Annotated in this window: 22 protein-coding genes and 1 pseudogene; 10 read left to right on the top strand and 13 right to left on the bottom strand. The window is 64.0% G+C overall.

Annotated features, from left to right (window positions below; translation table 11 throughout):
* The first annotated feature begins 59 nt into the window (after window positions 1-59).
* Together M5B42_RS16870 and M5B42_RS16865 are read left to right on the top strand one after the other, a co-directional pair.
* Window positions 60-203 (top strand): LysR family transcriptional regulator, encoded by a 144-nt coding sequence (locus tag M5B42_RS16870; RefSeq protein WP_248746479.1) that lies wholly within the window; start codon window positions 60-62, stop codon window positions 201-203.
* Window positions 173-517: pseudogene (locus M5B42_RS16865) on the top strand (LysR substrate-binding domain-containing protein); the annotation flags it as partial. The gene M5B42_RS16870 and the pseudogene M5B42_RS16865, both read left to right, overlap by 31 nt.
* A 120-nt stretch (window positions 518-637) precedes the next feature.
* Here the strand turns inward: M5B42_RS16865 and mqo are convergent.
* Window positions 638-2,284, bottom strand: a complete 1,647-nt coding sequence (gene mqo / locus M5B42_RS16860) for a malate dehydrogenase (quinone) (RefSeq protein ID WP_248746478.1) — start codon at window positions 2,282-2,284, stop codon at window positions 638-640.
* Window positions 2,285-2,694: 410 nt separating this feature from the next.
* On the opposite strand from mqo, the gene M5B42_RS16855 reads away from it, so the two are divergent.
* On the top strand, window positions 2,695-3,546 hold the full coding sequence (locus M5B42_RS16855) for a CAP domain-containing protein (protein ID WP_103499084.1): 852 nt from the start codon (window positions 2,695-2,697) through the stop codon (window positions 3,544-3,546).
* 3 nt (window positions 3,547-3,549) lie between these two features.
* On the opposite strand, the gene M5B42_RS16850 is transcribed toward M5B42_RS16855, so the two are convergent.
* Window positions 3,550-4,236, bottom strand: a complete 687-nt coding sequence (locus M5B42_RS16850) for a GNAT family N-acetyltransferase (protein WP_103499083.1) — start codon at window positions 4,234-4,236, stop codon at window positions 3,550-3,552.
* Window positions 4,237-4,330: 94 nt separating this feature from the next.
* Window positions 4,331-4,705: a tautomerase family protein gene (locus tag M5B42_RS16845; protein WP_248746477.1), complete on the bottom strand. Its 375-nt coding sequence runs from the start codon at window positions 4,703-4,705 to the stop codon at window positions 4,331-4,333.
* A gap of 109 nt (window positions 4,706-4,814) precedes the next feature.
* Between M5B42_RS16845 and M5B42_RS16840 the strand changes: the two genes are divergently transcribed.
* Window positions 4,815-5,681 carry a LysR substrate-binding domain-containing protein gene (locus M5B42_RS16840; RefSeq protein WP_103499081.1) on the top strand — a complete coding sequence of 289 codons (867 nt, stop codon included), beginning with the start codon at window positions 4,815-4,817 and terminating at the stop codon, window positions 5,679-5,681.
* A gap of 82 nt (window positions 5,682-5,763) precedes the next feature.
* A complete protein-coding gene (locus M5B42_RS16835) occupies window positions 5,764-7,206 on the top strand; it encodes a SulP family inorganic anion transporter (RefSeq protein ID WP_177098926.1) in 1,443 nt (480 codons plus the stop codon).
* Between the two features lie 23 nt (window positions 7,207-7,229).
* Here M5B42_RS16835 and M5B42_RS16830 read toward each other — a convergent pair whose 3' ends face one another.
* Window positions 7,230-8,114 (bottom strand): LysR substrate-binding domain-containing protein, encoded by an 885-nt coding sequence (locus M5B42_RS16830; protein ID WP_248746476.1) that lies wholly within the window; start codon window positions 8,112-8,114, stop codon window positions 7,230-7,232.
* Between the two features lie 59 nt (window positions 8,115-8,173).
* The gene (locus M5B42_RS16825; RefSeq protein ID WP_103499078.1) at window positions 8,174-8,926 is read right to left on the bottom strand and encodes an Asp/Glu racemase; all 753 of its coding nucleotides are present in this window, start codon (window positions 8,924-8,926) and stop codon (window positions 8,174-8,176) included.
* Window positions 8,927-9,241: 315 nt separating this feature from the next.
* Here M5B42_RS16825 and M5B42_RS16820 point away from each other — a divergent pair, with 315 nt between their 5' ends.
* The 3 genes from M5B42_RS16820 to rarD are packed head-to-tail and all read left to right on the top strand — an operon-like array spanning window position 9,242 to window position 11,555.
* Entirely contained in the window at window positions 9,242-9,643 is a 402-nt protein-coding gene (locus tag M5B42_RS16820; protein ID WP_103499077.1) for a RidA family protein, read from the top strand.
* Window positions 9,644-9,691: 48 nt separating this feature from the next.
* Complete coding sequence (locus M5B42_RS16815; RefSeq protein ID WP_248746554.1) at window positions 9,692-10,666, top strand: class I SAM-dependent methyltransferase; 975 nt, start codon at window positions 9,692-9,694, stop codon at window positions 10,664-10,666.
* Between the two features lie 7 nt (window positions 10,667-10,673).
* The gene (gene rarD / locus M5B42_RS16810; RefSeq protein ID WP_103499076.1) at window positions 10,674-11,555 is read left to right on the top strand and encodes an EamA family transporter RarD; all 882 of its coding nucleotides are present in this window, start codon (window positions 10,674-10,676) and stop codon (window positions 11,553-11,555) included.
* A gap of 24 nt (window positions 11,556-11,579) precedes the next feature.
* On the opposite strand, the gene M5B42_RS16805 is transcribed toward rarD, so the two are convergent.
* Both M5B42_RS16805 and M5B42_RS16800 read right to left on the bottom strand, forming a co-directional pair.
* A complete protein-coding gene (locus tag M5B42_RS16805; RefSeq protein ID WP_218222912.1) occupies window positions 11,580-12,884 on the bottom strand; it encodes an ATP-binding protein in 1,305 nt (434 codons plus the stop codon).
* 4 nt (window positions 12,885-12,888) lie between these two features.
* Complete coding sequence (locus M5B42_RS16800) at window positions 12,889-13,590, bottom strand: response regulator transcription factor (protein ID WP_103499074.1); 702 nt, start codon at window positions 13,588-13,590, stop codon at window positions 12,889-12,891.
* Window positions 13,591-13,744: 154 nt separating this feature from the next.
* On the opposite strand from M5B42_RS16800, the gene M5B42_RS16795 reads away from it, so the two are divergent.
* Both M5B42_RS16795 and M5B42_RS16790 read left to right on the top strand, forming a co-directional pair.
* A complete protein-coding gene (locus M5B42_RS16795) occupies window positions 13,745-14,902 on the top strand; it encodes an efflux RND transporter periplasmic adaptor subunit (protein ID WP_248746475.1) in 1,158 nt (385 codons plus the stop codon).
* 2 nt (window positions 14,903-14,904) lie between these two features.
* Window positions 14,905-17,997 (top strand): efflux RND transporter permease subunit, encoded by a 3,093-nt coding sequence (locus M5B42_RS16790; RefSeq protein ID WP_248746474.1) that lies wholly within the window; start codon window positions 14,905-14,907, stop codon window positions 17,995-17,997.
* Window positions 17,998-18,141: 144 nt separating this feature from the next.
* Here M5B42_RS16790 and gspF read toward each other — a convergent pair whose 3' ends face one another.
* Genes gspF through gspK form a run of 6 tightly spaced genes read right to left on the bottom strand, consistent with a single transcriptional unit; the run spans window position 18,142 to window position 25,842 of the window.
* A complete protein-coding gene (gene gspF, locus M5B42_RS16785; RefSeq protein ID WP_103499064.1) occupies window positions 18,142-19,353 on the bottom strand; it encodes a type II secretion system inner membrane protein GspF in 1,212 nt (403 codons plus the stop codon).
* Entirely contained in the window at window positions 19,353-20,771 is a 1,419-nt protein-coding gene (gene gspE, locus M5B42_RS16780) for a type II secretion system ATPase GspE (protein ID WP_248746473.1), read from the bottom strand. Before gspE ends, gspF begins: the two co-directional genes overlap by 1 nt.
* Window positions 20,768-23,173: a type II secretion system secretin GspD gene (gene gspD, locus M5B42_RS16775; RefSeq protein WP_248746472.1), complete on the bottom strand. Its 2,406-nt coding sequence runs from the start codon at window positions 23,171-23,173 to the stop codon at window positions 20,768-20,770. Before gspD ends, gspE begins: the two co-directional genes overlap by 4 nt.
* Complete coding sequence (gene gspM / locus M5B42_RS16770; RefSeq protein WP_248746471.1) at window positions 23,170-23,712, bottom strand: type II secretion system protein GspM; 543 nt, start codon at window positions 23,710-23,712, stop codon at window positions 23,170-23,172. The genes gspD and gspM overlap by 4 nt, the downstream gene beginning before the upstream one ends.
* A complete protein-coding gene (gspL, locus tag M5B42_RS16765; protein ID WP_248746470.1) occupies window positions 23,705-24,862 on the bottom strand; it encodes a type II secretion system protein GspL in 1,158 nt (385 codons plus the stop codon). The genes gspM and gspL overlap by 8 nt, the downstream gene beginning before the upstream one ends.
* A complete protein-coding gene (gspK, locus tag M5B42_RS16760) occupies window positions 24,859-25,842 on the bottom strand; it encodes a type II secretion system minor pseudopilin GspK (protein WP_248746469.1) in 984 nt (327 codons plus the stop codon). The genes gspL and gspK overlap by 4 nt, the downstream gene beginning before the upstream one ends.
* Between the last annotated feature and the right edge of the window lie 7 nt (window positions 25,843-25,849).

Below are 25,849 nucleotides of genomic sequence, written 5' to 3'. Positions count from 1 at the left end.
TTACCGGACTAGATGGCATAATTGGATTTCACTCATCCATTTATGTGAGTAATTTCGCCATGCTCGACCTGAATGAAATTGCCATGTTCGTCCAGGTGGTACGCTACGGCAGCTTTGCCGAGGCCGCTCGGCACCAGGGCGTACCGGCCAATACCCTGAGCCGGCGAATCCACACCCCAGCGGCCACACCACCTGGCGTCTGAGCAGCCCGGCCGGCGTCCTGGAGGAAGTGCAGGTCAGCGGCCGCTTCAGCGCCAATACCGCCCAGGCGCTGCGCAAGGCCGCCCTGGCGGGCCTGGGCATCGTCCTGTTGCCGCCGACCATGGCCCGCCTCGATGTGCAGGCCGGCCTGCTGGTGCCGGTATTGCCCGGTTACCAGCGCAAGAGCCAGGGCATGAACGTGATCTATCCGAGCCGGCGCCAGTTGCCCCTGGCGGTGTCGACGTTTATCGACACCTTCATGGACAAGCTCCATGGGCAGGATGGATGGCCTGAGCCTGTCCCTGGCCTTGAGTGATATCCATCGTTCGCCGAAAGCCTTTTTCGTGGACATAAAAAAACACCCACTGGCCGGTCGCATGAGCGGGCAATGGGTGTTCTTCGGTTTACAGCGCCTCGCCGAAGCGAGGCCGGGTCTTTACAGCGCCATGTCAGCCGCTGGAGTGTCGGCTTTTGGCTTGTCAGTCGCAGCCGGTGCGACTGGCGCAGCGGCGGTCTGACCAATCACCGGAGGCTTGGTCAGTTGCAGGATTTCAGCGGTGTAGTCCCATTCTTTCTGGACCGCTGCAGGGTTGCCGTTCAGCTTGGTGCCGTAGCTCGGCACGATCTGGTGCAGTTTTTCCTGCCAGGCAGGCGTCGCAACCTGGTCCTTGAAGACCCGTTCCAGAATGGTCAGCATGATCGGCGCGGCGGTGGAAGCACCCGGCGATGCACCCAGCAGGCCGGCGATGCTGTTGTCCTTGGCGGTGACCACCTCGGTGCCGAGTTTCAGGACGCCGCCCTTCTCTTCGTCACGCTTGATGATCTGCACGCGCTGACCGGCTTGCCACAGGCGCCAGTCTTCTTTCTTCGCTTCAGGGAAGTATTCTTTCAAGGCGTTGAAGCGGTCGTCATCCGACATCATCAACTGACCGGCCAGGTACTCCACCAGCGGGTACTGCTCGATCCCGACGCGGGTCATCGGCCAGACGTTGTGGGTGGTGGTACTGGTCAGCAGGTCGAAGTACGAACCATTCTTCAGGAACTTGGTGGAGAAGGTCGCGAATGGCCCGAACAGGATCACGCGTTTGCCATCCAGCACACGGGTGTCCAGGTGCGGAACCGACATGGGTGGCGCGCCGGTCGAAGCAATACCGTAGGCCTTGGCCATATGCTTGAGGGCAATGTCCTGGTTATCGGTGACCAGGAACGAACCGCCGACCGGGAAGGCCGCGTAGTCGTTGGCCTCAGGGATGCCGGACTTCTGCAGCAGGTGCAGCGCACCGCCACCGGCACCGATGAACACGAACTTGGCGTCGGCCGCGGTTTCGCTGCCGTCCTTCAGGTTCTTGTAGGTGACGCGCCAGGTGCCGTCGTCATTGCGCTTTATATCCTCGACTTCGCTGGACAGCTTCAGCTTGAAGTTAGGCTGGGCCTGCAGGTAAGCGACGTACTGGCGGGTGATTTCGCCGAAGTTCACGTCGGTGCCGATAGGCGTCCAGGTGGCCGCGATCTTCTGCTTCGGATCACGCCCTTCCATCATCAGCGGGACCCACTTCTTGATCTGTTCCTGATCTTCGGTGTACTGCATGCCGCTGAACAGCGGGCTGGTCTGCAGCGCCGCGTAGCGATCCTTGAGGAACTTGACGTTGTCGTCACCCCACATGAAGCTCATGTGCGGCGTCGAGTTGATGAACGAATGCGGGTTCTTCAGCACGCCCTGACGGACCTGCCAGGACAGGAACTGACGGGTGATCTGGAACGACTCGTTGATCTCGATCGCCTTGGAAATATCGATCTTGCCGTTCTTGTCGTACGGCGTGTAGTTCGACTCGGCCAAGGCGGAGTGACCGGTACCGGCGTTGTTCCAGCCATTGGAGCTTTCTTCGGCGACGCCATCGAGGCGCTCGACCATTTCCATCGACCAGTCCGGCTGCAACTCATTGAGCCAGATCCCCAGGGTCGAACTCATGATGCCCCCGCCGATAAGCAGCACATCGACTTTCTTTGTCTCGGCCGCGTGTACGGACATCGCGCCCATCGTCACTGCCAGCCCCAGCAGTGCTGTGTTCAGTTTCTTCAACATTCGGTAATACCTAGGATAGGTAGACATACAAGGCCTATGAAAAACCACCGGCCTCACGTTCATGTCCCTCCTGCGCTGACTTTTTATTAGTCATTGGCTTCAGCTACGTTGGGTGACACTCATTTTGTTTGCCTCTGCCCGGACCTGGTCGACAAGCGCAATCTGTCAGCTCATACGACTCAGCCAGTAAGGCTTTTTTCTCGATTCCTTCGACGTCCGGTCACCTCGGATAGGCACGCTAGACGCTTCCGTGCTGCGACATAATACCTCAGCTACGTGACTAGATGAAAATGCCTCGCCTTTACACAGAGAAAACCTACCGAAATTGTAGGATAAGCCGGCCAAGGTTCAAGTGCTCCTGCCGTGGGAAATCCGGCATGATGGGCGCAGTCCGTCCCAGGGAGATGCCCATGCGCTTCATACCATCACTTATCGGTCTGGCCACGCTGACGCTGGGCCCGGTGTTCGCGGCCAACGCCGCCCCTGTCGATCAGGTGCAACTGGTTGACTCGATCAACCACTACCGCAGCCAGGTGCAGCGCTGTGGAAGCCAGGCCTCACTGGAGTTGCCGCCACTGGTCAGCGATCCCCGCCTGGTGTTGCCCATCAATAACCCGGGCGACTTGCAGCAGGCGCTGAGTGCCAAGGCGTATCCGATGGTCACCGTGCAGGCGATCAGCCTCTCGGGGCCACGTGACGCGGCGGCGGCGATGAAAGCGGTGGAGGAAAGTTTCTGCCAGGTGGTGCTGAACCCGCAGTTCGTCGATATCGGCGTCAACCGCGAGGGACGTGAATGGCGCATCGTGCTGGCGCGGCCGCTGCTGAGCGCGCGCCTGGGCGACTGGCAGGCGGAAGGCCAGAAACTGCTCGAACAGATCAACAGCGCCCGCACGCAAGCGCACCAATGCGGCGGCCAGGCGTTCGCCGCCACCACGCCCCTGGCCTGGAACGCGGTACTGGCGAGCGCCGCTGAAGGCCATAGCCGGAATATGGCCAACAACAACTTCTTCGATCACAAGGACCGTGACGGACGCATGCCGGGGGATCGGGCTGAGCTGGCGGGCTATAACGGCCAGATGATCGGCGAAAATATCGCCGCCGGCCAGGACACCGTACGCAAGGTGGTCGACGGCTGGCTGGCCAGCCCCGGTCACTGCGCCAACCTGATGAATCCACGATTCCGTGAGCTGGGCGCGGCCTACGTGGTGGACCCGAAGAGCGATTCCGGGATCTACTGGACCGCGATGTTCGGCACCCCGTAACTATCAATGGTCGCCCAGCCGCTCCAGGACAAAAGCCCTGGCGTGGCGAGTCATCTGGTCGAGCTGGCGGTCACGCTGCTTCTCGGCGTCGACCATCGCGCGCTTGCCGTGTTGTTGCAACAGGTAGGCATGAATCTGTCGCACCTCCAGGGAACGATAGATCGGCGCGATATCCAGCACCGCCACCAGCCCGTCCGTGCCGTGGTCACGGGTATTCATCAATACCTGCGGCCCGCGCGCGGCCAGTACCTGGAAACCCAGGGCCTCGAACACTGGTACCTTGCCGACGACACAGGCCAGTTCCGCGTGGGGATAGCGCTGGAGCACCGGTTGCAGCATCGCCCGCGCCACACCCTGGCGCCGATGGCCTTCACGCACCGCCATATAAGCGATCGAGCAGGCTTGCGGATCATCCTTGACCGGTAAATACAGCAGGAAACCGATGACCTTCTCGGGATCCCGGGCATCGGTTGCCACGATCAATTCGACGGCCAGGCCCTTGGAGCCGTCCATCGCCTGCATATAGAGATGCACCTCATAACCGACGCCATACTGATACAGGTTGTAGAGCGGGTTGCTCGGCGCAATAGCCACCTGACTGACGTCGGTGACGTAATCCACGACCATCTGCTGGATCTGGCTATGGATCGACTCCGGGGGCGGGGTTTCAAACAAGGTGATCGTGGACATCGAACATCGGGCTCCGAGGGTTGAGGCGCACCCTCGGCAGTCGGCAGCGAAGGGCCGCGCATGATAACCGGTCTTGCCCGGGTCAGGCGGTGTGTCAGTTACCCCGCCCTCCCGCAAACGACCACTCATCGGCCTGGGTGGTGCTGATCACCACCATGACATCCTCAGGATCAATCCCCGGCGCCACACTCAGCCGCTCTACCAACCGCCGATAAAAGCACTGTTTCGTCGCGGTATCCCTGATGCGCCCGGAGGTAATCGCAATCAGCACAAAGTCCTCGCTGCGCGGCCCGCCCAGGTAGTCGCGATCGAAGATCAGCTCGCCCACCTCGTGCTGATGAATCACCTGGAAGCGATCGGTAGGCGGTACCTCGAAACTTTCCACCAGGGCCTCATGCAGCTCCTCGGACAATCGGCGAAGGTACTCGGGGGACTTGCCCCGATGCAGGGAAATACGGGCAAAAGGCATACAACCTCCAACACACTGTTGATTTGACGGAGGCAGGTTAACCAGCGACGATAGTTCCGAATATCAGATTAGATAAAACCAACAATCCCGAATAAGTGGATGATTACTCATGCGTCACCCCACCTTCGACCTGGATGTACTGCGCACCTTTGTCACCGGTGTCGAGCTTGGCAGCTTCGCCAAGGCCGCCGAACGCCTGGGGCGCTCGACCTCGGCGGTCAGTGCCCAACTGAAGAAGCTCGAAAGCCAGGTCGGCAGCGCCGTGCTGGTAAAGTCGGGGCGCGGCCTGATCCTCTCGGCAGCGGGCGAATCCCTGCTCAGCCATGCCCGGCGTCTGCTGGAACTGAACGACGAGATCTTCAGCCGTCTGCAAGGCGCCCGTATCGAAGGCACGGTGCGCATCGGCTTGCAGGATGATTTCGCCGAACATCTGCTCAGCGACGTACTGCGGCGTTTTTCCAGGGTCCACCCACTGGTCAGCCTTGAGGTCAGCATCGCCCGCAACGCCGAGCTGTTATCGATGATCGAGAATGGCCGCCTGGACCTGGCGCTGGCCTGGGAAGCCGGCGCCAGCACCCCGCACGCCACGCGCCTCGGTGAAACGCAGATGCACTGGATCGGCTCGCGCGAGTTGCCGGCGCCCTCTCCTGCCGACAACCTGCCTTTGCCCCTGGTGGTCTTCGATGCGCCATGCATTTTGCGCAGCGCGGCAACCAAAGCCCTGGACCAGGCGCGTATCCCCTGGCGAGTGGTGCTGACCAGCCCGAGTGTCAGTGGCATCTGGGCCGCCGTATCGGCCGGACTCGGTATCACTTTACGCACCCGCATCGGCCTGCCCCCTCAGCTTGCGCTGATTGAAAGCCTGCCGGCGCTGCCCATGCTCGGTTATGTCCTGCACCAGGCCGTGGCGGCGCCGACAGCGGCGGTACGACAGCTGTCCGAGTTGATCCAGGCAAGCCTCGCCGAACTGCGCTAACTGGCCGCCGCCCATTCAATTGCGTACCATCCGCCCCCTTCTTTTCGCCGCCGGTGCTGCCGGCTCGTCTTTCAGGTACGCCATGAAACCCCAACGCCTGCGCGCCGACGCCCTGGCCGGACTGACCACCGCCTTCGCCCTGCTGCCCGAATGCATCGCCTTCGCCCTGGTCGCCCACCTCAATCCGCTGATGGGCCTGTACGGCGCCTTTATCATCTGCACCCTGACCGCGCTGTTGGGCGGACGCCCGGGCATGATCTCCGGCGCCGCCGGGTCGATGGCCGTGGTGATCGTCGCGCTGGTGGTGCAACACGGCGTGCAGTACCTGCTCGCCACCGTGCTGCTGGGCGGGCTGATCATGCTCGCCTTCGGCCTGCTGCGGCTGGGCAAGCTGGTGCGCATGGTCCCGCACCCGGTGATGCTCGGTTTCGTCAACGGCCTGGCGATCATCATCGCCCTGGCCCAACTGGAACACTTCAAGAGCGGCGAAACCTGGCTGAGTGGCAAGCCGCTGTACCTGATGAGCGGGCTGGTGCTGCTGACCATGGCCATCGTCTACCTGCTACCGCGCCTGACCCGCAGCGTGCCGCCGGCACTGGTGGCGATCCTTGGCGTGGGCCTGGCGGTGTACCTGCTCGATTTGCCGACCCGTACCCTCGGCGATATGGCGCATATTGCCGGTGGCCTGCCGGTGCTGGCCCTGCCGCAACTGCCATGGAACCTGGAAACCCTGCGGATCGTCGCCCCCTACGCGTTCCTGATGGCCATGGTCGGTCTGCTGGAAACCCTGCTGACCCTGAACCTGACCGACGAGATCACCGAAAGCCGCGGCTACCCGGATCGCGAGTGCGCGGCATTGGGCGTGGCCAACATGGTTTCCGGCCTGTTCGGCGGCATGGGCGGCTGCGCCATGATCGGCCAGACCGTGATCAACCTCAGTTCCGGTGGCCGCGGCCGGCTGTCCGGGATCGTCGCCGGGGTGATGATCCTGCTGTTTATCCTGTTCCTCTCACCCTTTATCGAGCGTATCCCGCTGGCGGCCCTGGTCGGCGTCATGTTCGTGGTTGCGCAACAGACCTTTGCCTGGGCCTCGCTACGGGTCCTGAACAAGGTGCCGCTGAATGACGTGCTGGTGATCCTCGCGGTGACCGTCATCACCGTGTTCACCGACCTCGCCACCGCCGTGCTCTGCGGGATCGTCGTCGCCGCGCTCAACTTCGCCTGGCAGCAGGCCCGGGAGCTGTACGCCGACAGCCATCTGGAGGCCGACGGCAGCAAGCTTTACCGCCTCCATGGCACCCTGTTCTTTGCCTCCACGGCGCCCTTTCTCAATCAGTTCGACCCGGCCAACGACCCCGCCCAGGTGACCCTCGACTGCCGCCACCTGAACTTCGTCGACTACTCGGCCATTGCCGCCTTGAAGACCCTGCGCGAGCGCTACGAGAAGGCCGGCAAGCACCTGCAGGTGTTTCACCTGTCCGAACGTTGCAAGCGCCTGCTCAAGCGCGCCGGCGCGCACCAATAAGCCCCGCCGCGCAGCGCTGAGGCTCAGCGCTGCGCGATCAGGTGCTCGAGAAACAGTCCCGCGGCGACCGACAGCGCCTCGCGCGACCTCACACAGACACTGAGTTCACGGCAGGCCCAGGTCTCGTCGAGTCCGACCACCCGGGTCCCGCTCAGGTTGTAAATCCCCACGCTGCCCTGCGGCATGATGCCGATACCCACCCCGGCCTGCACCATCAGGCACAGCGCGTCGTAGCTGGACACTTCCATGCGGATTTTCAACGAGCGGCCCAGGTCGTTGGCGGCCTTGATCAGCTGGAAATTGAGGTGGGTGCCGCTGCGCAAGGCGACGCATTCATAATCCAGGGTCTCACCGAAGCTGACCGACTCCCGCACCGCCAATGGGTGATCGTCGGGCACCAGCAGCACCAGCCGGTCGCTGCGGAACGGGAAGACTTCGATGTCCGCGCCATGGGGCAGACGGGTGAAGATACCGATCTCGGCGCGGTTTTCCGCCACCGCCTTGGTAATCGCCAGGCTCTGCTGTTCTTCCAGGCTGATATTGATCAGCGGGTACGCGGTCATGAAGGACTTGACCAGCCCCGGCATGAACTGGGTGATGGCCGAGATATTGGCCAGGACATGCACCGAGCCACGCCGACCATGGGAGTAATCGCGCATCTGCACGACGATTTCGTTGAGGTTGTTCAGCGCACTGCGGGCCATGAACAGCAGCGACAGCCCGGCGTCGGTGGGGGTAATGCCCTTGTTGGTGCGATTGAGCAGTTTCGACTCGAGCAGCTCTTCCAGCTCGCTGAGCCGCTTGCTCACCGCCGCCGCGGCGATATGTTCGCGCTTGGCGGCGGCGGCAATGGTGCCCTCTTCGATGACACTGACAAAGAGTCGCAAGGAGACGGGATCGAGCTTCATGGGCGGTACCGGGGCATACGGGCCTGAGTGGCGCCCATAGTACCCCGTCCGCTCCCGACTCAGAACGCCCCGGACAACAGATGCCCGGCGTTCGGCACCTGGGCCTTGAGGCCGAGATGTTTCAGCATCTGGTAGACCGTTGCCACCGACGCCGACAGCACCGGTTTGTCGAGGCGATCCTGGACGATCTGGATCGCCGGCAGCGAGGGCATCTGCACGCAGCACGACAGCACCACGCCGTCGGCCTGGCCGATATTCAGCTTGTCGGCGTGGGCCACCAGGTTCATCGGGTCCAGGCGACCGACCGCCAGGTTATCGGAGACTTCCAGGCTGATGGAGTCGACCACTTCGATCCCGGCCGCCTCGATATAGTCGATGACCTGCTGGGTCAGCGGCTTCATGTACGGCGTGATGATCGAGACCTTCTTGTATTCGAGCAGGTTCAGGCTGTCGATCAGCGCGCCGGCGGAACTCAGCACCGGGGCGTTCGAGTGGTTGCCGGCGACGGTCTTGCCCAGGCGCTCCTGGGAGACTTTGTGGTAACCGGCGCCCTGGCACATGATCGCCACCAGGCAGGCGTAGGCCATGACATCGACCCGTGCATCGCTGAGCTCCAGCGCGCAGCGATCACTGTCGATATCCATCTTTTTCAGCTCTTCGGGACTGACGTGCATCATGCGCATGCGCGAGGAGTGGAACGTGAAGTGCTCCTCGGGAAACAGCGAGTAGCGCGAGGTCAACATCGCCGGGATCTCGGTTTCCATGGTGGTATTGGAACTGGGCACAATCTGGCCGATTCGGAAGTTTTTCATGGGTCGGTTCTCTATCAAGGGGGCGGATCAGTTGCCGCTGGTAAGTTGGACGCCTTTGGTTTCCTGCAGCGTGAACACCATGAGCGCGGCGATGGCACAGGAAACAGAGGCGAGAGAAAGGGTCGCGGTGAAACCGATCTTAATAAGGGCCCTTTGAGGCGTATATCAGGCATTGGCGAGCCTGCCATCGCGGATGACGATGGCAGATCGGGGCGAACAACAAGGGTCGGCTCATGCGGCACAACGTCGCTGAACGGCACACCGGTGTGGCAATACGCTACCCTCGGCGCTCTTGTGAATGTGGCGGAGCACGCAATGACTGACCGTGAAATCATCATCCCGGAATCCATGACCCTGATTGCCGAACGCGCGGGTTATGCACCTGCCGTAAAGGTCGGCGCCACGCTCTACTGCGCGGGCCAGGTGGGCCGCACGCCGCAACTGGAAGTCATCGAGGATCCCGCCCGGCAGTTCGCGGCGGCCTGGGAAAACCTGCGCCTGGTGCTGGCCGCCGGCGGTTGTACCTTCGAGGATGTGGTCGAGATGACCACCTACCACGTGCACATGTCCCGGCACATGGCGGTATTCCGCGAGGTCAAGAACCGGGTGTTCCCCAAGGGCCGGTGCGCCTGGACCTGCGTCGGCGTAACGGAGTTGGCCCACCCGGGGCTGCTGGTGGAAATCAAATGCGTGGCGGTACAACCCACAGCGAAATAGACGGATAGGGTTAGAATGCCGGCCCTTTTTCCTTGCCGGCACCGCCTGATGAACCCCGACGCCTTGTCCACCCTCCACACTCACCTGCTCACGGCCCTGGCGGCCGCCCCCGCGGAAACCCGGCGCCTGTTCCACGGCCGGGGCCGCTGCTGGCCGGGACTGGAGCAACTGACCGTAGACTGGCTGCAGGGCGTGGTGCTGGTGTCGCTGTTCAAGGAGCCGGAGCCCGAGCAACTGCAAGCCCTCAAGGACCTGCTGATGGAGATCAGCCAGTCACCCACTTGGCTGGCCAGCGGTGCACACACTTTATTGCTGCACCATCGTTACCTGCCCCTGAGCCCCGCCGAATGGCTGGTGGGCCAGGCCATTGAGGAATGGGTCATTACCGAAGGCGGCCTGCGCTATCAGGTCGACCTGGGCAAGAAACAGAACAACGGCCTGTTTCTCGATATGCGCTACGGCCGCGACTGGGTGCGGGCCAATGCCCAGGGCAAGCGGGTGCTGAACCTGTTCGCCTACACCTGCGGCTTTTCCGTGGCGGCGCTCGCCGGCGGGGCCGCCCATGTGCTCAACCTGGATATGTCCCGCGCGGCCCTGAGCCGTGGGCGTGACAATCATCGCCTGAATGGCCACAACCTGGGCAAGGTCGGCTTTCTCGGCCACGACCTGTTCAAGTCCTGGGGCAAAGTCATCAGCAGCGGCCCGTTTGATCTGGTGATCATCGACCCGCCGTCCTTCCAGAAAGGCAGCTTCCTGTTGAGCAAGGATTACCAGCGGGTCTTGCGCCGTCTGCCGGAACTGCTCAGCGCCGACGGCCGGGTCCTCGCCTGTATGAACGATCCGGCCGTGGGTTCGGACTTCCTGATCGATGGCGTGACCCGCGAAGCGCCGGGCATGCTGTTCGAACGCCGCCTGGACAATCCGCCGGAGTTCCCCGATATCGACGCTGAAAGCGGCTTGAAGGCCTTGTTGTTCAAGCAGGGTGCTATCCTGCCGGAAAAAACCGAATCCACTGTTGCGTGAGGCTGTTGTGTCCAGAGGTATCGTTTTATCGGTGTTGGCGTCCTGCCTGTTCGCCATCATGTATTTCTATACGTCTCTGCTCGCGCCCCTCAACGGCGAGGAGATCTTCGGTTGGCGAATGCTCCTGACCGCGCCTTGCATGACGGTGTTCATGCTGGTGTCCGGAGACTGGAAGCTGGTCCCCGCGATCCTCGTCCGAGTGCGGCAGCAGCCACTGCTGCTGCTCAAATTGCTGTTGTCTTCGGCACTGCTCGGTTTACAGCTGTGGGTGTTCCTCTGGGCACCGCTCAACGGGCATAGCCTGGATGTATCCCTGGGCTACTTCCTCTTGCCGCTGACCATGGTGCTCACCGGCCGCATCGTCTACGGCGAACGCTTGTCGCGGCTGCAGACCGTGGCCGCCCTGCTCGCCCTCTGTGGCGTACTCAACGAGTTGTACCGGGTCGGCAGCTTTTCCTGGACCACCCTGCTGGTAGCCATCGGCTATCCGATCTACTTCGTGTTGCGTCGGCGCAACGCCACCCACAACCTGGGCGGACTCTGGTTCGAGATGATGTTGCTGCTGCCGGTGGCGTGGTGGTTCGTGCAACACGGCGAACAGGGCTTTGCCGTGGTCAGCCAACGGCCGGCGCTGTATGCCCTGATTCCCTTGCTGGGGGTGATCAGTACCGCCGCACTGATCTGCTACCTGTTGGCGAGCCGGATGCTGGCCTTCGGACTGTTCGGGCTGCTGGGGTATGTGGAACCCGTGCTGCTGGTGATCGTCGCCCTGTTGCTGGGGGAAAGCATCGGACCGGGAGAATGGCTGACCTACCTGCCGATCTGGCTGGCGGTGGCGGTATTGGTGCTGGAAGGGGTAAAGCGCCTGGTCAAGCAGCGGCGCAAGTAATCCAGCCGCAGCAGCGAAGCGTCTCTAGCAGGCCACGGTCGGCAACCACAAGCGGAAACGCGCCCCACCCAGCGGCGATTGCTCAGCGGTCAAGGTGCCGCCCTGGGCTTCCAGCGCCCGCCGGCTGATGGCCAGGCCCAGGCCAAAGCCGCCGGTGGCACGATCGCGACTGCGGTCCAGGCGATAGAACGGCTCGAAAATCCGCTCCCGATCCGGCTCGGGAATGCCAATGCCGTCGTCATCGACCCACAGCTCGCAACCTTCCGGGTTGACCCTGACGCCAATCTGGATCCGCCGCTCGCAATAACGCATGGCATTGCGCAAGAGGTTCTGTACCGCCCGCGCGGTCAGGCGCGGATCCAGCACAAAACGGTCCAGCGACCCGTGCATCAAGACGTCCAGCACGGTTTCCGGGGCTTCCAGCTCCTCGTCGAAACTGCCGAGGATACTGTCGACGAACTCGTCCAGCGAGACCATGACCCGATCCGGCAGGCGGGCCGGGTTCTGCAAACGGCTATAGGACAGCAATTCCAACACCAGCTCGTCCAACTCGCGGATATGCGCCACCAGCCCTTGCAGGCGCTCGCGGGACGCCGGCGGCAGATCCTCGGACAAGGCCAGGGCTAGGCCGAAGTCGAGGCGGGTCAAGGGTGTCCGCAGTTCGTGGGACACCGCGTTGAGCAAATCACGCTGCTGGTTGAGCAGGCCTTCGACATCGCCGGCCATGGTGTCGAACACCGCCGCCAGCTCGCCGATATTGGAGCGTGGCGGGATATTCGTGCGTTCGCTCAACTGCCCCTGGCCAAGGCGCCGAGCGGTCTGCTTGAGACGTTCCAGGTCGCGCCAGTGCGGGCGCAGCCAGAACAGCAGGCAGGCCAGCAACGCCGCGCCAATCAGTACGTTCATGCTCCAGTACAACAGGTTCACGTCCAGCGGGTCGGGCGGGACTTGCAGGGCCACCGCCCATTGCTCATCCAGCGGCGACACCGCCAGGGTCCGCGTGCCCCAATCACCGAGGCGGAGCACATCCTCACCGCCGCGCAGGCGTTGTTGCTCCGGCGCGCTGAAGCTCGGGTCATCGACACGGGTCAAGCTGACCTGCAAGGGCCCGAAGCGCTGGTCCAGGCGAGTGGCCATTGCCGGCCACTGCTCTTTCGGCACCTGGCGAAACTGTTCGATCAGCAGGCTCTGCAAGCCCCGCGACTGGTCCATGTTGTAACGCATGAAGCGCTCGTGGAAGACCCCGATCACCAGCTCAGGCACCAGATAGATCGCCGCACTGAAGGTGACGATGGTGATCAGGTACAGGCGCACCAGGATCTTCAGCATGGTTTCAATACTCCCATTCGGAGCGACTGAACAGGTAACCCTTGCCCCAGACGGTCTTGATCTTGCGCGCCTCGCCGGCATGGTCGTCGAACTTGCGGCGCAACTTGGAAATCGCCACGTCCACCGAGCGGTCGGTGCCGTTGAACTCGATGCCGCGCAGGCGCTGGAGGATCTGGTCGCGACTGAGCACTTCGCCGGCATGCCGGGCCAGCACCACCAGCAGGTTGTATTCGCCGCTGGACAGCTCCACCGGCTGTTCGCGCCAGGTCACGGTGCGTTCCGACAGGTCGATGCACAGGTTGCCCATCAGGATCCGGTCGCTGGCCACCTGCGGATCGGCCAGGCTGCTACGGCGCAACAGGGTCCGTACCCGGGCCAGCAATACCCGGGGTTCGCAGGGTTTGGTCACATAGTCGTCGGCGCCCATCTCCAGGCCCAGTACCTGATCATGGCTGTCATCACGGGCGGTGAGCATCAGGATCGGCAGCGTCGCCGAATCGGCGCGCAACAGGCGGCACACCTGCAGGCCGTCGAGGCCCGGCAGCATCAGGTCGAGGATCACCAGGTCCGGCGGGGTCTGTTTCGCCCGCTCGCGCACCTGGTCGCCACGGGCCAGCACATTGACCTGGTAGCCGTTGCGCTCCAGGTAGCTGGCGATCAATTCACTGAGGGCGCTGTCGTCTTCGACCAGCAGAATGTTAGGCATAGGTAAATTTACGAAGCGGAAAACCGTGAAGGATATACGCCTACGCACGTCCGAGAGCAGAAGCTTCACACTTTTTCACCAACGCCCTACATAGCTTCACAGCACCGCTTGACCACGGCCCTTAGCATGCGGGGGCCATTATTGGGACTCTGTTATGTTGAAGAAGCTGCTTGCCCCGCTCTGCCTGTCAGCCCTGGCGCTGGCCCTGAGCGCCTGTGACAAATCCGCGAATGCCCCGCAAACGCCGCCCCCGCCCAAGGTTCGAGTCGAGATCCTCAAGAGCCAAAGCCTGTCGATCAATAGCGAACTGAGCGGACGCATCGCCGCGCCGCGCATTGCCGAAGTCCGCGCGCGGGTGGCCGGCGTGGTGCTGCAGCAGGTGTTTCGTGAGGGCAGCGACGTGAAACAGGGCGACGTGTTGTTCCGCATCGACCCGGCGCCGTTCAAGGCCGACCTCGACAGTGCGGTTGCCAGCCTGCAAAAGGCCGAGGCCAATGCCTTCCAGACCCGCTTGCAACACCAGCGCTACCGCGATCTGGTGGAGAGTAACGCCGTCAGCCGCCAGGACTACGACAACGCCGAAGCCGCCGCGCGCCAGAGTGCCGCCGATGTCGCCGCGAACAAGGCCGCCGTGCAGCGGGCCCGGCTCAACCTTGGCTACGCCACCGTCACCGCGCCGATTTCCGGACGTATCGGCCGTGCGCTGGTAACCGAAGGCGCCCTGGTCGGCCAGAACGAAACCACCGCCCTGGCGCTGATCCAGCAGTTGAATCCGATCCACGCCGACCTGACCCAGTCGACCCGCGAACTGAATGACCTGCGCCGCGCCCTGCGCGCCGGGCAGTTGCAGCAGGTCGGGCAGAACCAGGCCAAGGCCACGCTGATCCAGGACGACGGCAGTGCCTACCCGCTGCCGGGCAAGTTGCTGTTCACCGATATCAGCGTAGACCCCGGCACTGGCCAGGTGATCCTGCGCAGCGAGTTCCCCAACCCGGACCTCGACCTGCTGCCCGGCAGTTTCGTCCGGGTGCGCGTCGAGCAAGCGGTCAACCGCGAAGCGATCACCGTGCCGCAACGGGCCATCCAGCGTGACAGCGCCGGGATCGCCCAGGTGCTGCTGGTGGATGCCGAACAGCGGATCAGCCAACAGCCGGTGCAGTTGGGCGCGGTGCAGAACGATCGCTGGATCGTCACCGAGGGCCTCAAGGCCGGCCAACGCATCGTCGTAGAGGGCCTGCAACACGCCCGGCCCGGAGAGCGGGTGCAGGTCGACGACAGCCCTCTTCCCCTCGCCCAGTCCAAAGGACAGTGAGCATGCCGCATTTCTTTATCGACCGGCCGGTGTTCGCCTGGGTGGTCGCCTTGTTCATCCTGCTGGCCGGCGCCCTGGCCATCCCGCAATTGCCAGTGGCCCAGTACCCCAACGTCGCGCCGCCCAAGGTGGAAATCTACGCCGTTTACCCGGGCGCCTCGGCGCAGACCGTGGATCAAGGCGTGGTCAGCCTGATCGAGCAGGAGCTCAACGGTGCCGATCACCTGTTGTATTTCGAATCCCAGAGCAGCCTGGGCAGCGCCACCATCACCGCGACCTTCCAGCCCGGCACCAACCCGGAAATGGCCCAGGTCGATGTGCAGAACCGCCTGAAAGCGGTGGAGCCGCGCCTGCCCGCCGCCGTGACCCAGCAAGGCTTGCAGGTGGAAAAGGTTTCCGCCGGCTTCCTGCTGCTCGCCACCCTCACCTCCAGTGACGGCAAATACGACGAAAGCGCCCTCAGCGACTACCTGGCGCGCAACGTGATGAACGAGATCAAGCGCCTCGACGGTGTCGGCAAGGCACAGTTGTACGGCGCCGAACGGGCCATGCGGATCTGGATCGACCTGCAGAAGCTGGTGGGTTTCAACCTGACCCCGGCGGATGTCAGCGCCGCCGTGGCCGGGCAGAACGCCCAGGTCTCGGCGGGCAGCATCGGCGCCCTGCCGGCGCGGCCGACCCAGGAAATCAACGCGGCGGTGCTGGTCAAGGGCCAGCTGAGCACCCCGAAGGAGTTCGCCGATATCGTCCTGCGGGCCAATCCCGACGGTTCCAGCGTGCGCATCGGCGATGTCGCCCGGGTGGAAATCGGCAGCCAGGACTACCAGTACGGCACCCGCCTGAACGGCAAGCCGTCCACCGCCTTCAGCGTGCAGTTGAGCCCCGGAGCCAATGCCCTGCACACCGCCACCCTGGTGCGGGCCAAGCTCGATGAGTTGTCGCGCTACTTCCCGGCCGGGGTCGAATACAAGATCCCCTACGACACCTCGCCCTTCGTCAAGGTCTCGATCACCAAGGTGATCTACACCCTGGGCGAAGCCATGCTGCTGGTGTTCGCGGTGATGTTCCTGTTCCTGCAGAACATCCGCTACACCCTGATCCCGACCCTGGTGGTGCCGGTGGCGCTGATGGGCACCTTCGCCACCATGCTGGCCCTGGGTTTCTCGATCAATGTGCTGACCATGTTCGGCATGGTCCTGGCCATCGGCATCCTGGTGGACGACGCCATTGTGGTGGTGGAGAACGTCGAGCGGATCATGGCCAACGAGGGGTTGTCACCACGGGACGCCACCCGCAAGGCCATGGGCCAGATCAGCGGCGCCATCGTCGGCATCACCCTGGTGCTGGTGGCAGTGTTTATTCCCATGGCCTTCATGCAGGGCTCGGTGGGGGTGATCTACCAGCAGTTCTCGCTGTCCATGGCCACCTCGATCCTGTTCTCGGCCTTCCTCGCCCTGACCCTGACCCCAGCCTTGTGCGCCACCCTGCTCAAGCCGATTGCCCCGGGCGAACATCACGCCAAGGGCGGTTTCTTCGGCGCGTTCAACCGGCGTTTCGAACAGCTGAGCAATAAATATGAAGGCTGGGTGGTCCATGCGCTGAAACGCAGCGGCCGTTACCTGCTGGTCTACGGCCTGTTGCTGGTCGTGCTGGGGTTGTGCTTCATGCGCCTGCCCGCCTCGTTCCTGCCGGTGGAAGACCAGGGTTACACCATCACCGATATCCAGCTGCCGCCGGGGGCGAGCCAGAACCGCACGATCAAGGTGGTGGAGCAGATCGAGGCGCATAACGCCACGGAGCCGGGGGTCGGTGACACCACCATGATCCTCGGCTTCAGCTTCTCCGGCAGCGGGCAGAACGCCGCCCTGGCCTTCACCACCTTGAAGGACTGGTCGGCGCGGAGTGCCAAGGACTCGGCGCAAGCCATTGCCGATCGCGCCAACCTGGCGTTGGGCGAGATCAAGGACGCCGTGGCCTACGCCATTCTGCCGCCCCCGGTGGATGGCCTCGGCACCTCCAGTGGCTTCGAGTTCCGCTTGCAGGACCGTGGCGGCGTGGGGCATGAGGCGCTAATGAAAGCCCGTACCCAGCTGCTGGCGGCGGCGGAAAAGAGCCCGGTGCTGGCCAATGTCCGCGAAAGCGCCCTGGCCGAAGCACCCCAGGTGCAGTTGGAGGTCGACCGGCAGCAGGCCAATGCGCTGGGGGTGTCCTTTGCCGATATCGGCGCCCTGCTCTCCACCGCCCTGGACTCGAGCTATGTCAACGACTTCCCGAACCAGGGGCGCATGCAACGGGTGGTGATCCAGGCCGAAGGCGACCAACGCAGCCAGGTGGCCGATCTGCTGAAAATCAATGTGCGCAACAGCAACGGAAAAATGGTGCCGTTGTCGGCCTTTGTCCGGGCGCAGTGGACCCAGGGCCCGGCGCAACTGACCCGCTACAACGGTTATCCGGCAATTGCCATTTCCGGCGAGCCCAAGGCCGGGCACAGCACCGGGCAGGCGATGGCGGAGATGGAACGGCTGGTAACGCAGTTGCCGACGGGGTTGGGCCTGGAATGGACCGGCCTGTCGTTGCAGGAACGTTTGTCCGGTTCCCAGGCAACCACGCTGCTGGGGCTGTCGCTGCTGGTGGTGTTCCTCTGTCTCGCGGCGCTGTATGAAAGCTGGTCGATCCCGACTTCGGTGCTGCTGGTAGTGCCCCTGGGGGTGCTTGGCGCGGTGCTGGCGGTGACCTTGCGCGGGATGCCCAACGATGTGTTCTTCAAGGTCGGCTTGATCACTATCATCGGTCTGTCGGCAAAGAACGCGATTTTGATTATCGAGTTCGCCAAGAGTCTCTACGACGAGGGCCATGATCTGTTGGACGCAACGGTGCAGGCAGCGCGCCTGCGCTTGCGCCCGATCATCATGACGTCCCTGGCGTTTATCCTCGGCGTGGTGCCGCTGGCGATTGCCACTGGCGCCAGCTCGGCGAGCCAGCAGGCCATCGGCACCGGGGTGATCGGCGGGATGATCACGGCGACGCTGGCGGTGATGTTTGTGCCGGTGTTTTTTGTGGTGGTGATGAAGCTGGCCAGGCGCAAGGGGGCATGATTATAGGGTGACCTCAAGGGCCCCTTCGCGGGCAAGCCCTGCTCCTACAGTTTCGTGTCGTGTACAAAATCGGTGTACGACGCCGTACTGTAGGAGCAGGGCTTGCCCGCGAAAAGGCCCGCCCAGCCAACCCACCTCCCCCAGCTATTGCACCAACTGATTGATTTCGATGATCGGCAGCAACACCGCCATCACGATCAGCAGCACCACCGCCCCCATCACCACGATCATCAGCGGTTCGAGCAGCGCGGTCATGCCCATGGCCCGCCGCTCGATATCCCGCGACAGGGTCTGCGCCGCCCGCTCCAGCATCGGCGGCAATGACCCGGTCTTCTCCCCGCTGGCGATCAGATGGATCAGCACCGGCGGAAACACCTTCTCCACCTTCAACGCCGCCGCCAGGTTCACCCCTTCACGGACCCGCGCCGTGGCCTCGGTCACACTCAGGCTCAAACGATCATTGGACACCGTCTGCCGCGCCGCCTCCAGGGCCCGCAACAACGGCACCCCGGCACCGCCGAGAATCGCCAGGGTCGAGGCAAATCGCGCGGTGTTCAGTCCCAGCACAAAGCGGCCGATCAGCGGCAGGCGCAAGATCCGACTGTGCCAGCCCAGCCGCGCCGCCGGATTGCGCAAATACAAGCGCCAGCCCCACAAACCGCCCACCAGGACACCAAAACACAACCAGCCCCAGGCGCGGATAAAGTCACTGGCATTGAGCATCGCCACCGTCAGCCCCGGCAGATCCTGGCGCGCCTGGGAAAAAGCGCTGACCACCTGGGGCACCACATAACTGAGCAGGAAAATCACAATGGCCACCGACACCAATCCCACCACTCCCGGATAGATGAACGCGGTGAGAATCTTGCCCCGCAGGTTGTTGCGTTCCTCGATGTAATCCGCCAACCGCTCCATCACCTGGGCCAGGTCGCCGGACTCCTCGCCCGCCGCGATCAGCGCCCGGTAGATATCGGGAAAGTCCCGTGGTCGCTTGGCCAGGGCTTCGGCCAGGCGCATGCCGCCGCGCACATCGGCGCGCACCGCGCTCAGGGTCTGGGCAATGTGCTTGCGCTCGGCCTGCTCCACCGTCGCGCTCAACGCGGCTTCCAGCGGCAGGCTGGCGCCCAGCAGGCTCGCCAGTTGCCGGGTGGCCCAGGCCAGGTCGTTGTCCGACAGTTTGGCGCTGAACATCCCGCTGGCGCTGCCACCGCCCTGGACGCCGTCGGCCTGGACCAGCAAGGCGGTCAACCCGCGACTGCGCAGCAGGCCCATGGCAGCGCCCTGGCTGTCGGCTTCCAGATGGCCGGTTTCGATCTTGCCCAGGGCGTCGGCGGCTTCGAAGCGATACCGATTCATCAGGCGTCCCGTGTCACGCGAAGGATTTCTTCCGGCGCGGTGGCGCCGCTGCGTACCCAGCGCTCGCCGTCCTCGCGCATGCTCAACATCCCGGCGGCACGGGCGGCCAGGCGCAGGGCCTGCTCGCCGGCACCCTGGTGGATCAGGCTGCGGATATCGTCGTCAATACAGAACAGCTCGTGAATACCGGTGCGGCCGCTATAGCCAGTGTGATTGCACACGCTGCAGCCCAACGGACGCCAGGTGCCGGGCGCGGCCGGGTCTTCCTGGCGACAGTGCTGGCACAGGCGCCGGACCAGGCGCTGGGCGAGCACGCCGAGCATCGACGAAGCCAGCAGAAACGGTTCCACGCCCATGTCGATCAGGCGGTTGACCGCCGATACCGCGTCATTGGTGTGCAGGGTCGCCAGCACCAGGTGCCCGGTGAGCGAAGCCTGCACGGCAATCTGCGCGGTTTCCAGGTCGCGGATCTCGCCGATCATGATGATGTCCGGGTCCTGGCGCAGGATCGCCCGCAAGGCCAGGGCGAAAGTCATGTCGATCTTGGCATTCACCTGGATCTGGCTGATGCCCGGCAGGTCGTATTCCACCGGGTCTTCGACGGTGAGGATATTGCTGGTACTGGCGTCGAGCCGCGCCAGGGCGGCGTAGAGGCTGGTGGTCTTGCCGCTGCCGGTGGGCCCGGTGACCAGCACGATGCCGTGGGGTTGACGGATCAGATGGTCGAGCCGGGACAGCAAATCGGGGTCCATGCCCAGGGTTTCCAGTTGCAGACGCCCGGCCTGCTTGTCCAGCAGGCGCATCACCACCCGTTCGCCATGGCCGGTGGGCACGGTGGAAACGCGGATATCGATAGGGCGACCAGCCACGCGCAAGGCGATGCGACCGTCCTGGGGCAGGCGTTTCTCGGCGATATCCAGCTGCGCCATGATCTTGATCCGCGACACCAGCGCGCCATGTAGCGCCTTGCGCGGCGAGACCACATCGCGCAGGGTGCCGTCGACCCGGTAGCGCACCACCGAATGGGTCTCGAAGGGTTCGATATGGATATCGCTGGCCTCGTCCCGCGCGGCCTGGGTCAGCAAGGCGTTGATCATGCGGATCACCGGGGCGCCGTCCTGAGTGTCGAGCAGGTCGGTGATTTCCGGGATGTCCTGCATCAGCCGGTCGAGGTCCACCTCGTTTTCTGCCGCCCCGACCACCGCCGCCGCACTGCCGGTATCGGCATAGGCGCTGGCGAGCAGGCCGTCCAGCTCCTCGTCGCGGACCTGTTCCAGGCGGGCCGGACCGAACTGTCGGCGGACTTCGCTGATGGCCCAGCCCGGGGTCGAGGGACAGGCGGTCAATACCGCCCCATCCTCACCGTCGCGCAGCAACACCCGCTGCGCCTTGGCCCAGGCGTAAGGCAGCGCACTCATGGCTGGGCACGCTCGTTGACCGACAACGGCACCGCGCGAATCGCCGCCCGTGGCGTTTGCGGGGCCGACGGCGCGGAACCCGGGATCGCCTGGGCCGCATTCGGCAACTGCGGGGCCTGCATATCCGGCATGGCCCAACTGCGATCCGGTTGCAGGCTGCCCTGGGCCCGGCGAATAAAGTCATAACGGTTCAGGGTGATGCTGCGTCCCGCCGCACCGTCGCGAATGATATAGGGCCTCAGGAACACCATCAGGTTGGTCTTGTTGGTCTCGCGCCGCTCATGGCGAAACAGCGCACCGATCCCGGGAATACTCGACAGAAAGGGCACGCCGTCATTGGTCTGGGTATAACCGTCCTGCAACAGGCCACCGAGAACCATGATCTGGCCGTCATCCAGCAGGATGCTGGTGTCGATCGCACGCTTGTTGGTCACCGTGCCGGCGGCCGCCGCCGAAGCCCGGTCGTCCACCGTACTGACTTCCTGGTAGATATCCAGCTTGACCGTGCCGCCTTCGGAAATCTGCGGCCGCACATTGAGCTTGAGACCGACCTCCTCGCGCTGGATGGTCTGGAACGGATTGCTGCCAGAGCTGCTGGCGTTGGTAACGTACTGGCCGCTGACAAAGGGAATGGTCTGGCCGACGAAGATGCTCGCCACTTCGTTGTCCAGGGTCAGCAGGTTCGGCGTCGACAGCACGTTGGAACCGCCCTTGGATTTCAAGGCCCGGGCCAGCACCTTGAGGTCCATGACCTGCCCCACGCCGGGGATATTCACCGATCCCTTGACCAAGCCGAGGCTCAGCCCCTGGGGCAGTACATCAATACTGTTCTTCGCGGTGCTGACCAGATTGGTGCCGCCCAGGTTGACCCCACCGATCACCCCATTGCCGGCCAGGTTGCCGGCTTGCCATTGCACGCCGAACTCATTGGCATCGTCTTCGCTGACTTCGACGATCAGGCTTTCGATCACCACCTGGGCGCGGCGCTGGTCCAGTTGGTCGATGACTTCCCGCAGATTGCGATACAGCGGGTCCGGCGCGCTGATCAGCAAGGTATTGGTGGTGGCATCGGCCTGGATGGTCACCCCGCCTGCCGAGAAGGCCACGCTCTGGTCCGAGCCCTGATTTGCACCGCCCGCCTGCGAGCCCCCGGCGCGCGCGCCCTGCCCGTAGGACGAACCGCCCGTGGTGCCGGTGCCACTGCTTGTGGTGCCGCTGCTGCTCTGCGTGCCGGCCTGGCCGTTCTGGCTGCCGCTGTTGCTGTTCATCCCGCCATTACTGAGCATGGCCCGGGTCGGGTCGCCCTTGCCATCACCGCTGTCGCTTTCCCCGGTGAGCAGCCCGCGCAGGGCCTGGGCCAACTTGCCGGCCTGGGCATTGCGCAGGTACACCACGTGCAGGTTGCTCGGGTTGCTCTGGGCATTGTCCAGTTTGTAGATCAATTCCCGTGCAAGTTGCGTGCGCTCCGGGCTGCCGGAGCGAATGATGATCGAATTGGAACGCGGGTCGCCGAGCACAATGATCTTCTGGGTCGGATCATTGCCGGGGCTGTCCAGCAATTCGGAGACCATGCTGGCGATATCGCTGGCAATGCCGTTCTGGATCGTCACCACATCGGTGTTGATGGCACTGGGAGTGTCGATACTGGCGATCAGCGTGGCGACCCGATCCAGGTTCTGCGCGTAATCGGTGATCACCACGGTGTTATTGCCCGGGTAGGCGTTGATCGGATTGTTCGGCGAGACGATGGGGCGCAGCACCGGGATCAGGTTCACCGCGTTTTCGTATTGCAGGCGGAAGGTCCGGGTCAGCATGCCGCCCTGGGCCGGACGGTCGGCGCTGTAGATCGGCCCACCGAGCAGCTTGGCATCGGCTTCCGGCACCACCTGGCTGACCCCGCCGACATCCACCACGCTGAAACCCTGCATGCGCAAGGCCGCCAGCAGCATGTCATAGGCCTGATGGGCCGGTACTTCGCCTTCGGAAACCAGGGTCAGGTTACCCTTGACCCGTGGGTCCACCAGGAACTGTTGCCCGGTGGAACGCGACAAGGCACGGACCACCGCCTGGATATCGGCGTCGACGAAATTCAACTGCACCGGCTGGTTGCCCAAGGGGCTGGGCGCCGGACTGCCCTTGGCCGCGCCCCGGCCCGCTGCGGGACTGATCGGCGCACGGGGCTGGCGATGTTGCTGTTCCACCTGGGCCTGGAGCCGCTGCCGATCGGCCACGGCATCGCCATTCTTGACCGTCGAGGCCAGGGGCCGGCCCAACTCGCTTTCCACCAGCAAGGGTGGCTGCGACTCCGGTGGGCTATTGCTGCAGGCACTCAAAGCCATCAACAACCAGGGCGCCGCGGCCTGCCGACAACGCAAGGCCGATAAAGAACCTGACCACTTCATGAAGCTTCCTTAGCGCCAAGCGCCTGATCCATGCGAACGGTTCCGGACAGTTTGCCTGCCGTGTCATCGGGTTCGGTCGTGCCTTTGCGTTGCAAGCGGGCCTCGACCACTTCCAGGGTGAATAAAGGGGGGGTGCCCAGCAGCCAGCCCACCAGGCCATCCGCCGGGGCATCGTCGAAGGTCAGTAGCCAGCCGCTGCCGACACCTTGCAATTGGTAATGTCCGGCCAGCCCTCCAGCGTCCAGGCTGCTGCGCAATCCGGCCTCGACATTGCCGGCATTCGGGCCGGCAAGCCCGTGCAGCAGGCCGTCGAGGGTCTGCGCCTGGGTCCGCAACCTGGGCGCTTCCAGGCGCCAGAAGTCGATCTTCTGCAACGGTGGCTGGATCAGCACGAACCACACCAGCAGGCCCGAGACGCCGACCGCCATACCCAGCACCAACTGTCGCTCGCGCGGGGCCAGGCTTTGCCAATACAGTCGGGCCTGGCTCGAAAGCTGGCGCCAGCGGTTTCGATAGCGGTTGATAACGGCCTTATTCACTGTCGTTCTCCGCCAGCGGTTGTGGGCCGGTGGTTTTCAGGACCCAACCATCGGCAACCGCCGTCGCTTCCACCCCGGCCTGGGTCAGGCTGAGTTGCCAGGCCTTGTCGCGACCGCCGCCCGGCGTGCCCGGCAGCGGGCTCAAGTGCAGTTCGCCATGTTCGAAAACCAGGGTTTGCAGGCTGCCGACCATAAAGGGCATGGCACTGCCGGCCTGCTGGACCAATCGGGTAAAACCGCTGTCACCGGGCGCGCCGTTCTCGCGCGAGGCCAGTTGCTGACGGGCCTGTTGCAGTGGATTGAGAATCATCGGCAAGGCCGGGAATGCCTGCTTGACCCGCTGGGTCATCCAGGCCTTGAGTTGCTGGCCTTGCTCCACCTGGCGAGCGGCATAGAGGTTGAGACCCACGGCCCAGACCGCCACCGCGAGCACCATGCAGGCGACCGCGCGTCCCCAACCACCGGCGTTGCCGGCCGTCGGCTGGACCGCACCGTGCAATCCCCAACCCGGCGCCTTGCCAGACCAGGCCCGGTCTTCGGGATGGCTCTGGACCAAGGCGTTGTCCGGTGCCCCAGCACCCACCCAATGCACCACGCCACCGCTATTGAGCAGCTCCGTCAGAGCCGCGTCGACGGCCGGATGAACCTGGGCCTGGTCCTGGCTGCGGCGCATCAGCAGATGCTCGTCGCGCACCGCCACCACCGGCGCTTGGGTCGCGTCCACCGGCAAGCAGTAGGCCGCCGGGTACAGGCCACGCAACTTGAGCCCGGACTGACGCAGCACAGCGCCCAAGTGCTCCAGCAGCGCCCGTTGCAACCAGGCGACCTGCACCTGCCCTTCGGCATCCCGCGGGCTGTGGACGATATGCATCGACTCGCAACCGCCAAGGATCAGCGCCTGGGCCGCACAGCCCACCGCCGCCTGGATCCTGGCCGGCGGCAGGTTGGGTAATTCGAGACTGGCCAGCAGACTGTCGCGCGGATGCAGGTAACACTCTACGGCGACGCCTTTGTGCACCTGCCCCAACTGCGCCAGGCTGCCGCGGCCCTGGTCGGTCAGCTTGCCCTGGCGATCCAGCCAGGCAAACTCCAGCGGGCTGTCCAGGGTCAGCGTCTCCAACGGCGGCAAGGCCAGGCGCAGGGCAGTCATACGCCCACCCGCGACCAGATCACCTGGGGCATCTGCAATTCCTGGCGATATAACAGCACCGCCAGGCTGACCCGGCGGCTGTCGCTGCGTGAACGGGCATTGAGGCGGAACCAGTCGCTAGTGATGCCGACCTTGATATCGCTGACCACCAGCTCGGGCATCCGCAGGCGATTGACGAAATCGCCCCGGTTGATAAACCAGCGTCCGGCATCACGCTCAGACACCAGATTGCGCGCACGCGACAACGACAGCCCCGGCACCTGGGAAGCCAGGACTTCGGCGCTGGCGGTATTGCCGTTGACCCAGGTGTTGGCCGGCAGGATTGTCACATGGGGTGCCAGCAGCGCCAGCACCGCGTCGTCCACACCCGCCAGGGCGCCGAGGTCATCCAGGCTGTGCAACATCGGCCGGGTCGCCGGCAGCGGCTTGAGCGCGGTTCCCGGAGAGGTCAACCGACCGCTGTCAAAGCTGCCCTTGACCGGCGGCGCGACGGGCGCGTTATCCGGCAGCAACGCGTAAGCGGCGGTCACCCGCTGGACAATCCGCTGGCCCACGGCAGGCTTGACGCCGATCGACTCGCACAACTGCTGGAAAGCCCGCACCTGATCGGGATCGACCCGGCTGTCGCGGACCAGATTGCGCAGGTTGAACTTGCCCTGCTCGTCTTCCAGGCGCCCGCTGAAGTGCCCGCCGCGCTCGCTCAGGCCGGCGGCGGACAGCGGCTGGGCCCAGGCCTGGTCAAGACGGGTCAAGGGATCGTGCTGGCGGGCATCCCAGAGCAATTGCCGACTCAGCTCCAGGCCGCCGCGCAATAGCCAGGCGCCCTGGACCCGCGACTGCTCGGCTTCGAGGCTACGGGTGAAGACAGTCTGGCGCGCGAGCATGCCGCCGGCGATCACCGCGACCACGGCGGCAATCAGCAAGGCGCTGATAATCGCCATGCCGCGTTGCCCGGCGGCTGTCAGCGAAGGATTGGTCATGGCCCGG

The organism is Pseudomonas sp. MWU12-2037, assembly GCF_023242345.1.
Lineage (GTDB): Bacteria > Pseudomonadota > Gammaproteobacteria > Pseudomonadales > Pseudomonadaceae > Aquipseudomonas > Aquipseudomonas gingeri_D.
The sequence above is the reverse complement of the archived record's forward strand: the minus strand, read 5'-3'. Positions and strand labels throughout refer to the sequence as shown.

Bases quoted from the DNA above. Each gene is read 5' to 3' on its own strand.
- M5B42_RS16845 (WP_248746477.1), bottom strand. From the start codon at position 4,705: ATGCCTTTTGCCCGTATTTCCCTGCATCGGGGCAAGTCCCCCGAGTAC.
- M5B42_RS16790 (WP_248746474.1), top strand. From the start codon at position 14,905: ATGCCGCATTTCTTTATCGACCGGCCGGTGTTCGCCTGGGTGGTCGCC.
- M5B42_RS16830 (WP_248746476.1), bottom strand. From the start codon at position 8,114: ATGAAGCTCGATCCCGTCTCCTTGCGACTCTTTGTCAGTGTCATCGAA.
- M5B42_RS16805 (WP_218222912.1), bottom strand. From the start codon at position 12,884: ATGCTGAAGATCCTGGTGCGCCTGTACCTGATCACCATCGTCACCTTC.
- M5B42_RS16815 (WP_248746554.1), top strand. From the start codon at position 9,692: ATGAACCCCGACGCCTTGTCCACCCTCCACACTCACCTGCTCACGGCC.
- M5B42_RS16835 (WP_177098926.1), top strand. From the start codon at position 5,764: ATGAAACCCCAACGCCTGCGCGCCGACGCCCTGGCCGGACTGACCACC.
- M5B42_RS16800 (WP_103499074.1), bottom strand. From the start codon at position 13,590: ATGCCTAACATTCTGCTGGTCGAAGACGACAGCGCCCTCAGTGAATTG.
- gspK (WP_248746469.1), bottom strand. From the start codon at position 25,842: ATGACCAATCCTTCGCTGACAGCCGCCGGGCAACGCGGCATGGCGATT.
- M5B42_RS16825 (WP_103499078.1), bottom strand. From the start codon at position 8,926: ATGAAAAACTTCCGAATCGGCCAGATTGTGCCCAGTTCCAATACCACC.
- gspF (WP_103499064.1), bottom strand. From the start codon at position 19,353: ATGAATCGGTATCGCTTCGAAGCCGCCGACGCCCTGGGCAAGATCGAA.
- gspL (WP_248746470.1), bottom strand. From the start codon at position 24,862: ATGACTGCCCTGCGCCTGGCCTTGCCGCCGTTGGAGACGCTGACCCTG.
- gspE (WP_248746473.1), bottom strand. From the start codon at position 20,771: ATGAGTGCGCTGCCTTACGCCTGGGCCAAGGCGCAGCGGGTGTTGCTG.
- M5B42_RS16855 (WP_103499084.1), top strand. From the start codon at position 2,695: ATGCGCTTCATACCATCACTTATCGGTCTGGCCACGCTGACGCTGGGC.
- M5B42_RS16870 (WP_248746479.1), top strand. From the start codon at position 60: ATGCTCGACCTGAATGAAATTGCCATGTTCGTCCAGGTGGTACGCTAC.
- M5B42_RS16820 (WP_103499077.1), top strand. From the start codon at position 9,242: ATGACTGACCGTGAAATCATCATCCCGGAATCCATGACCCTGATTGCC.
- mqo (WP_248746478.1), bottom strand. From the start codon at position 2,284: ATGTTGAAGAAACTGAACACAGCACTGCTGGGGCTGGCAGTGACGATG.
- M5B42_RS16840 (WP_103499081.1), top strand. From the start codon at position 4,815: ATGCGTCACCCCACCTTCGACCTGGATGTACTGCGCACCTTTGTCACC.
- M5B42_RS16850 (WP_103499083.1), bottom strand. From the start codon at position 4,236: ATGTCCACGATCACCTTGTTTGAAACCCCGCCCCCGGAGTCGATCCAT.
- gspD (WP_248746472.1), bottom strand. From the start codon at position 23,173: ATGAAGTGGTCAGGTTCTTTATCGGCCTTGCGTTGTCGGCAGGCCGCG.
- M5B42_RS16795 (WP_248746475.1), top strand. From the start codon at position 13,745: ATGTTGAAGAAGCTGCTTGCCCCGCTCTGCCTGTCAGCCCTGGCGCTG.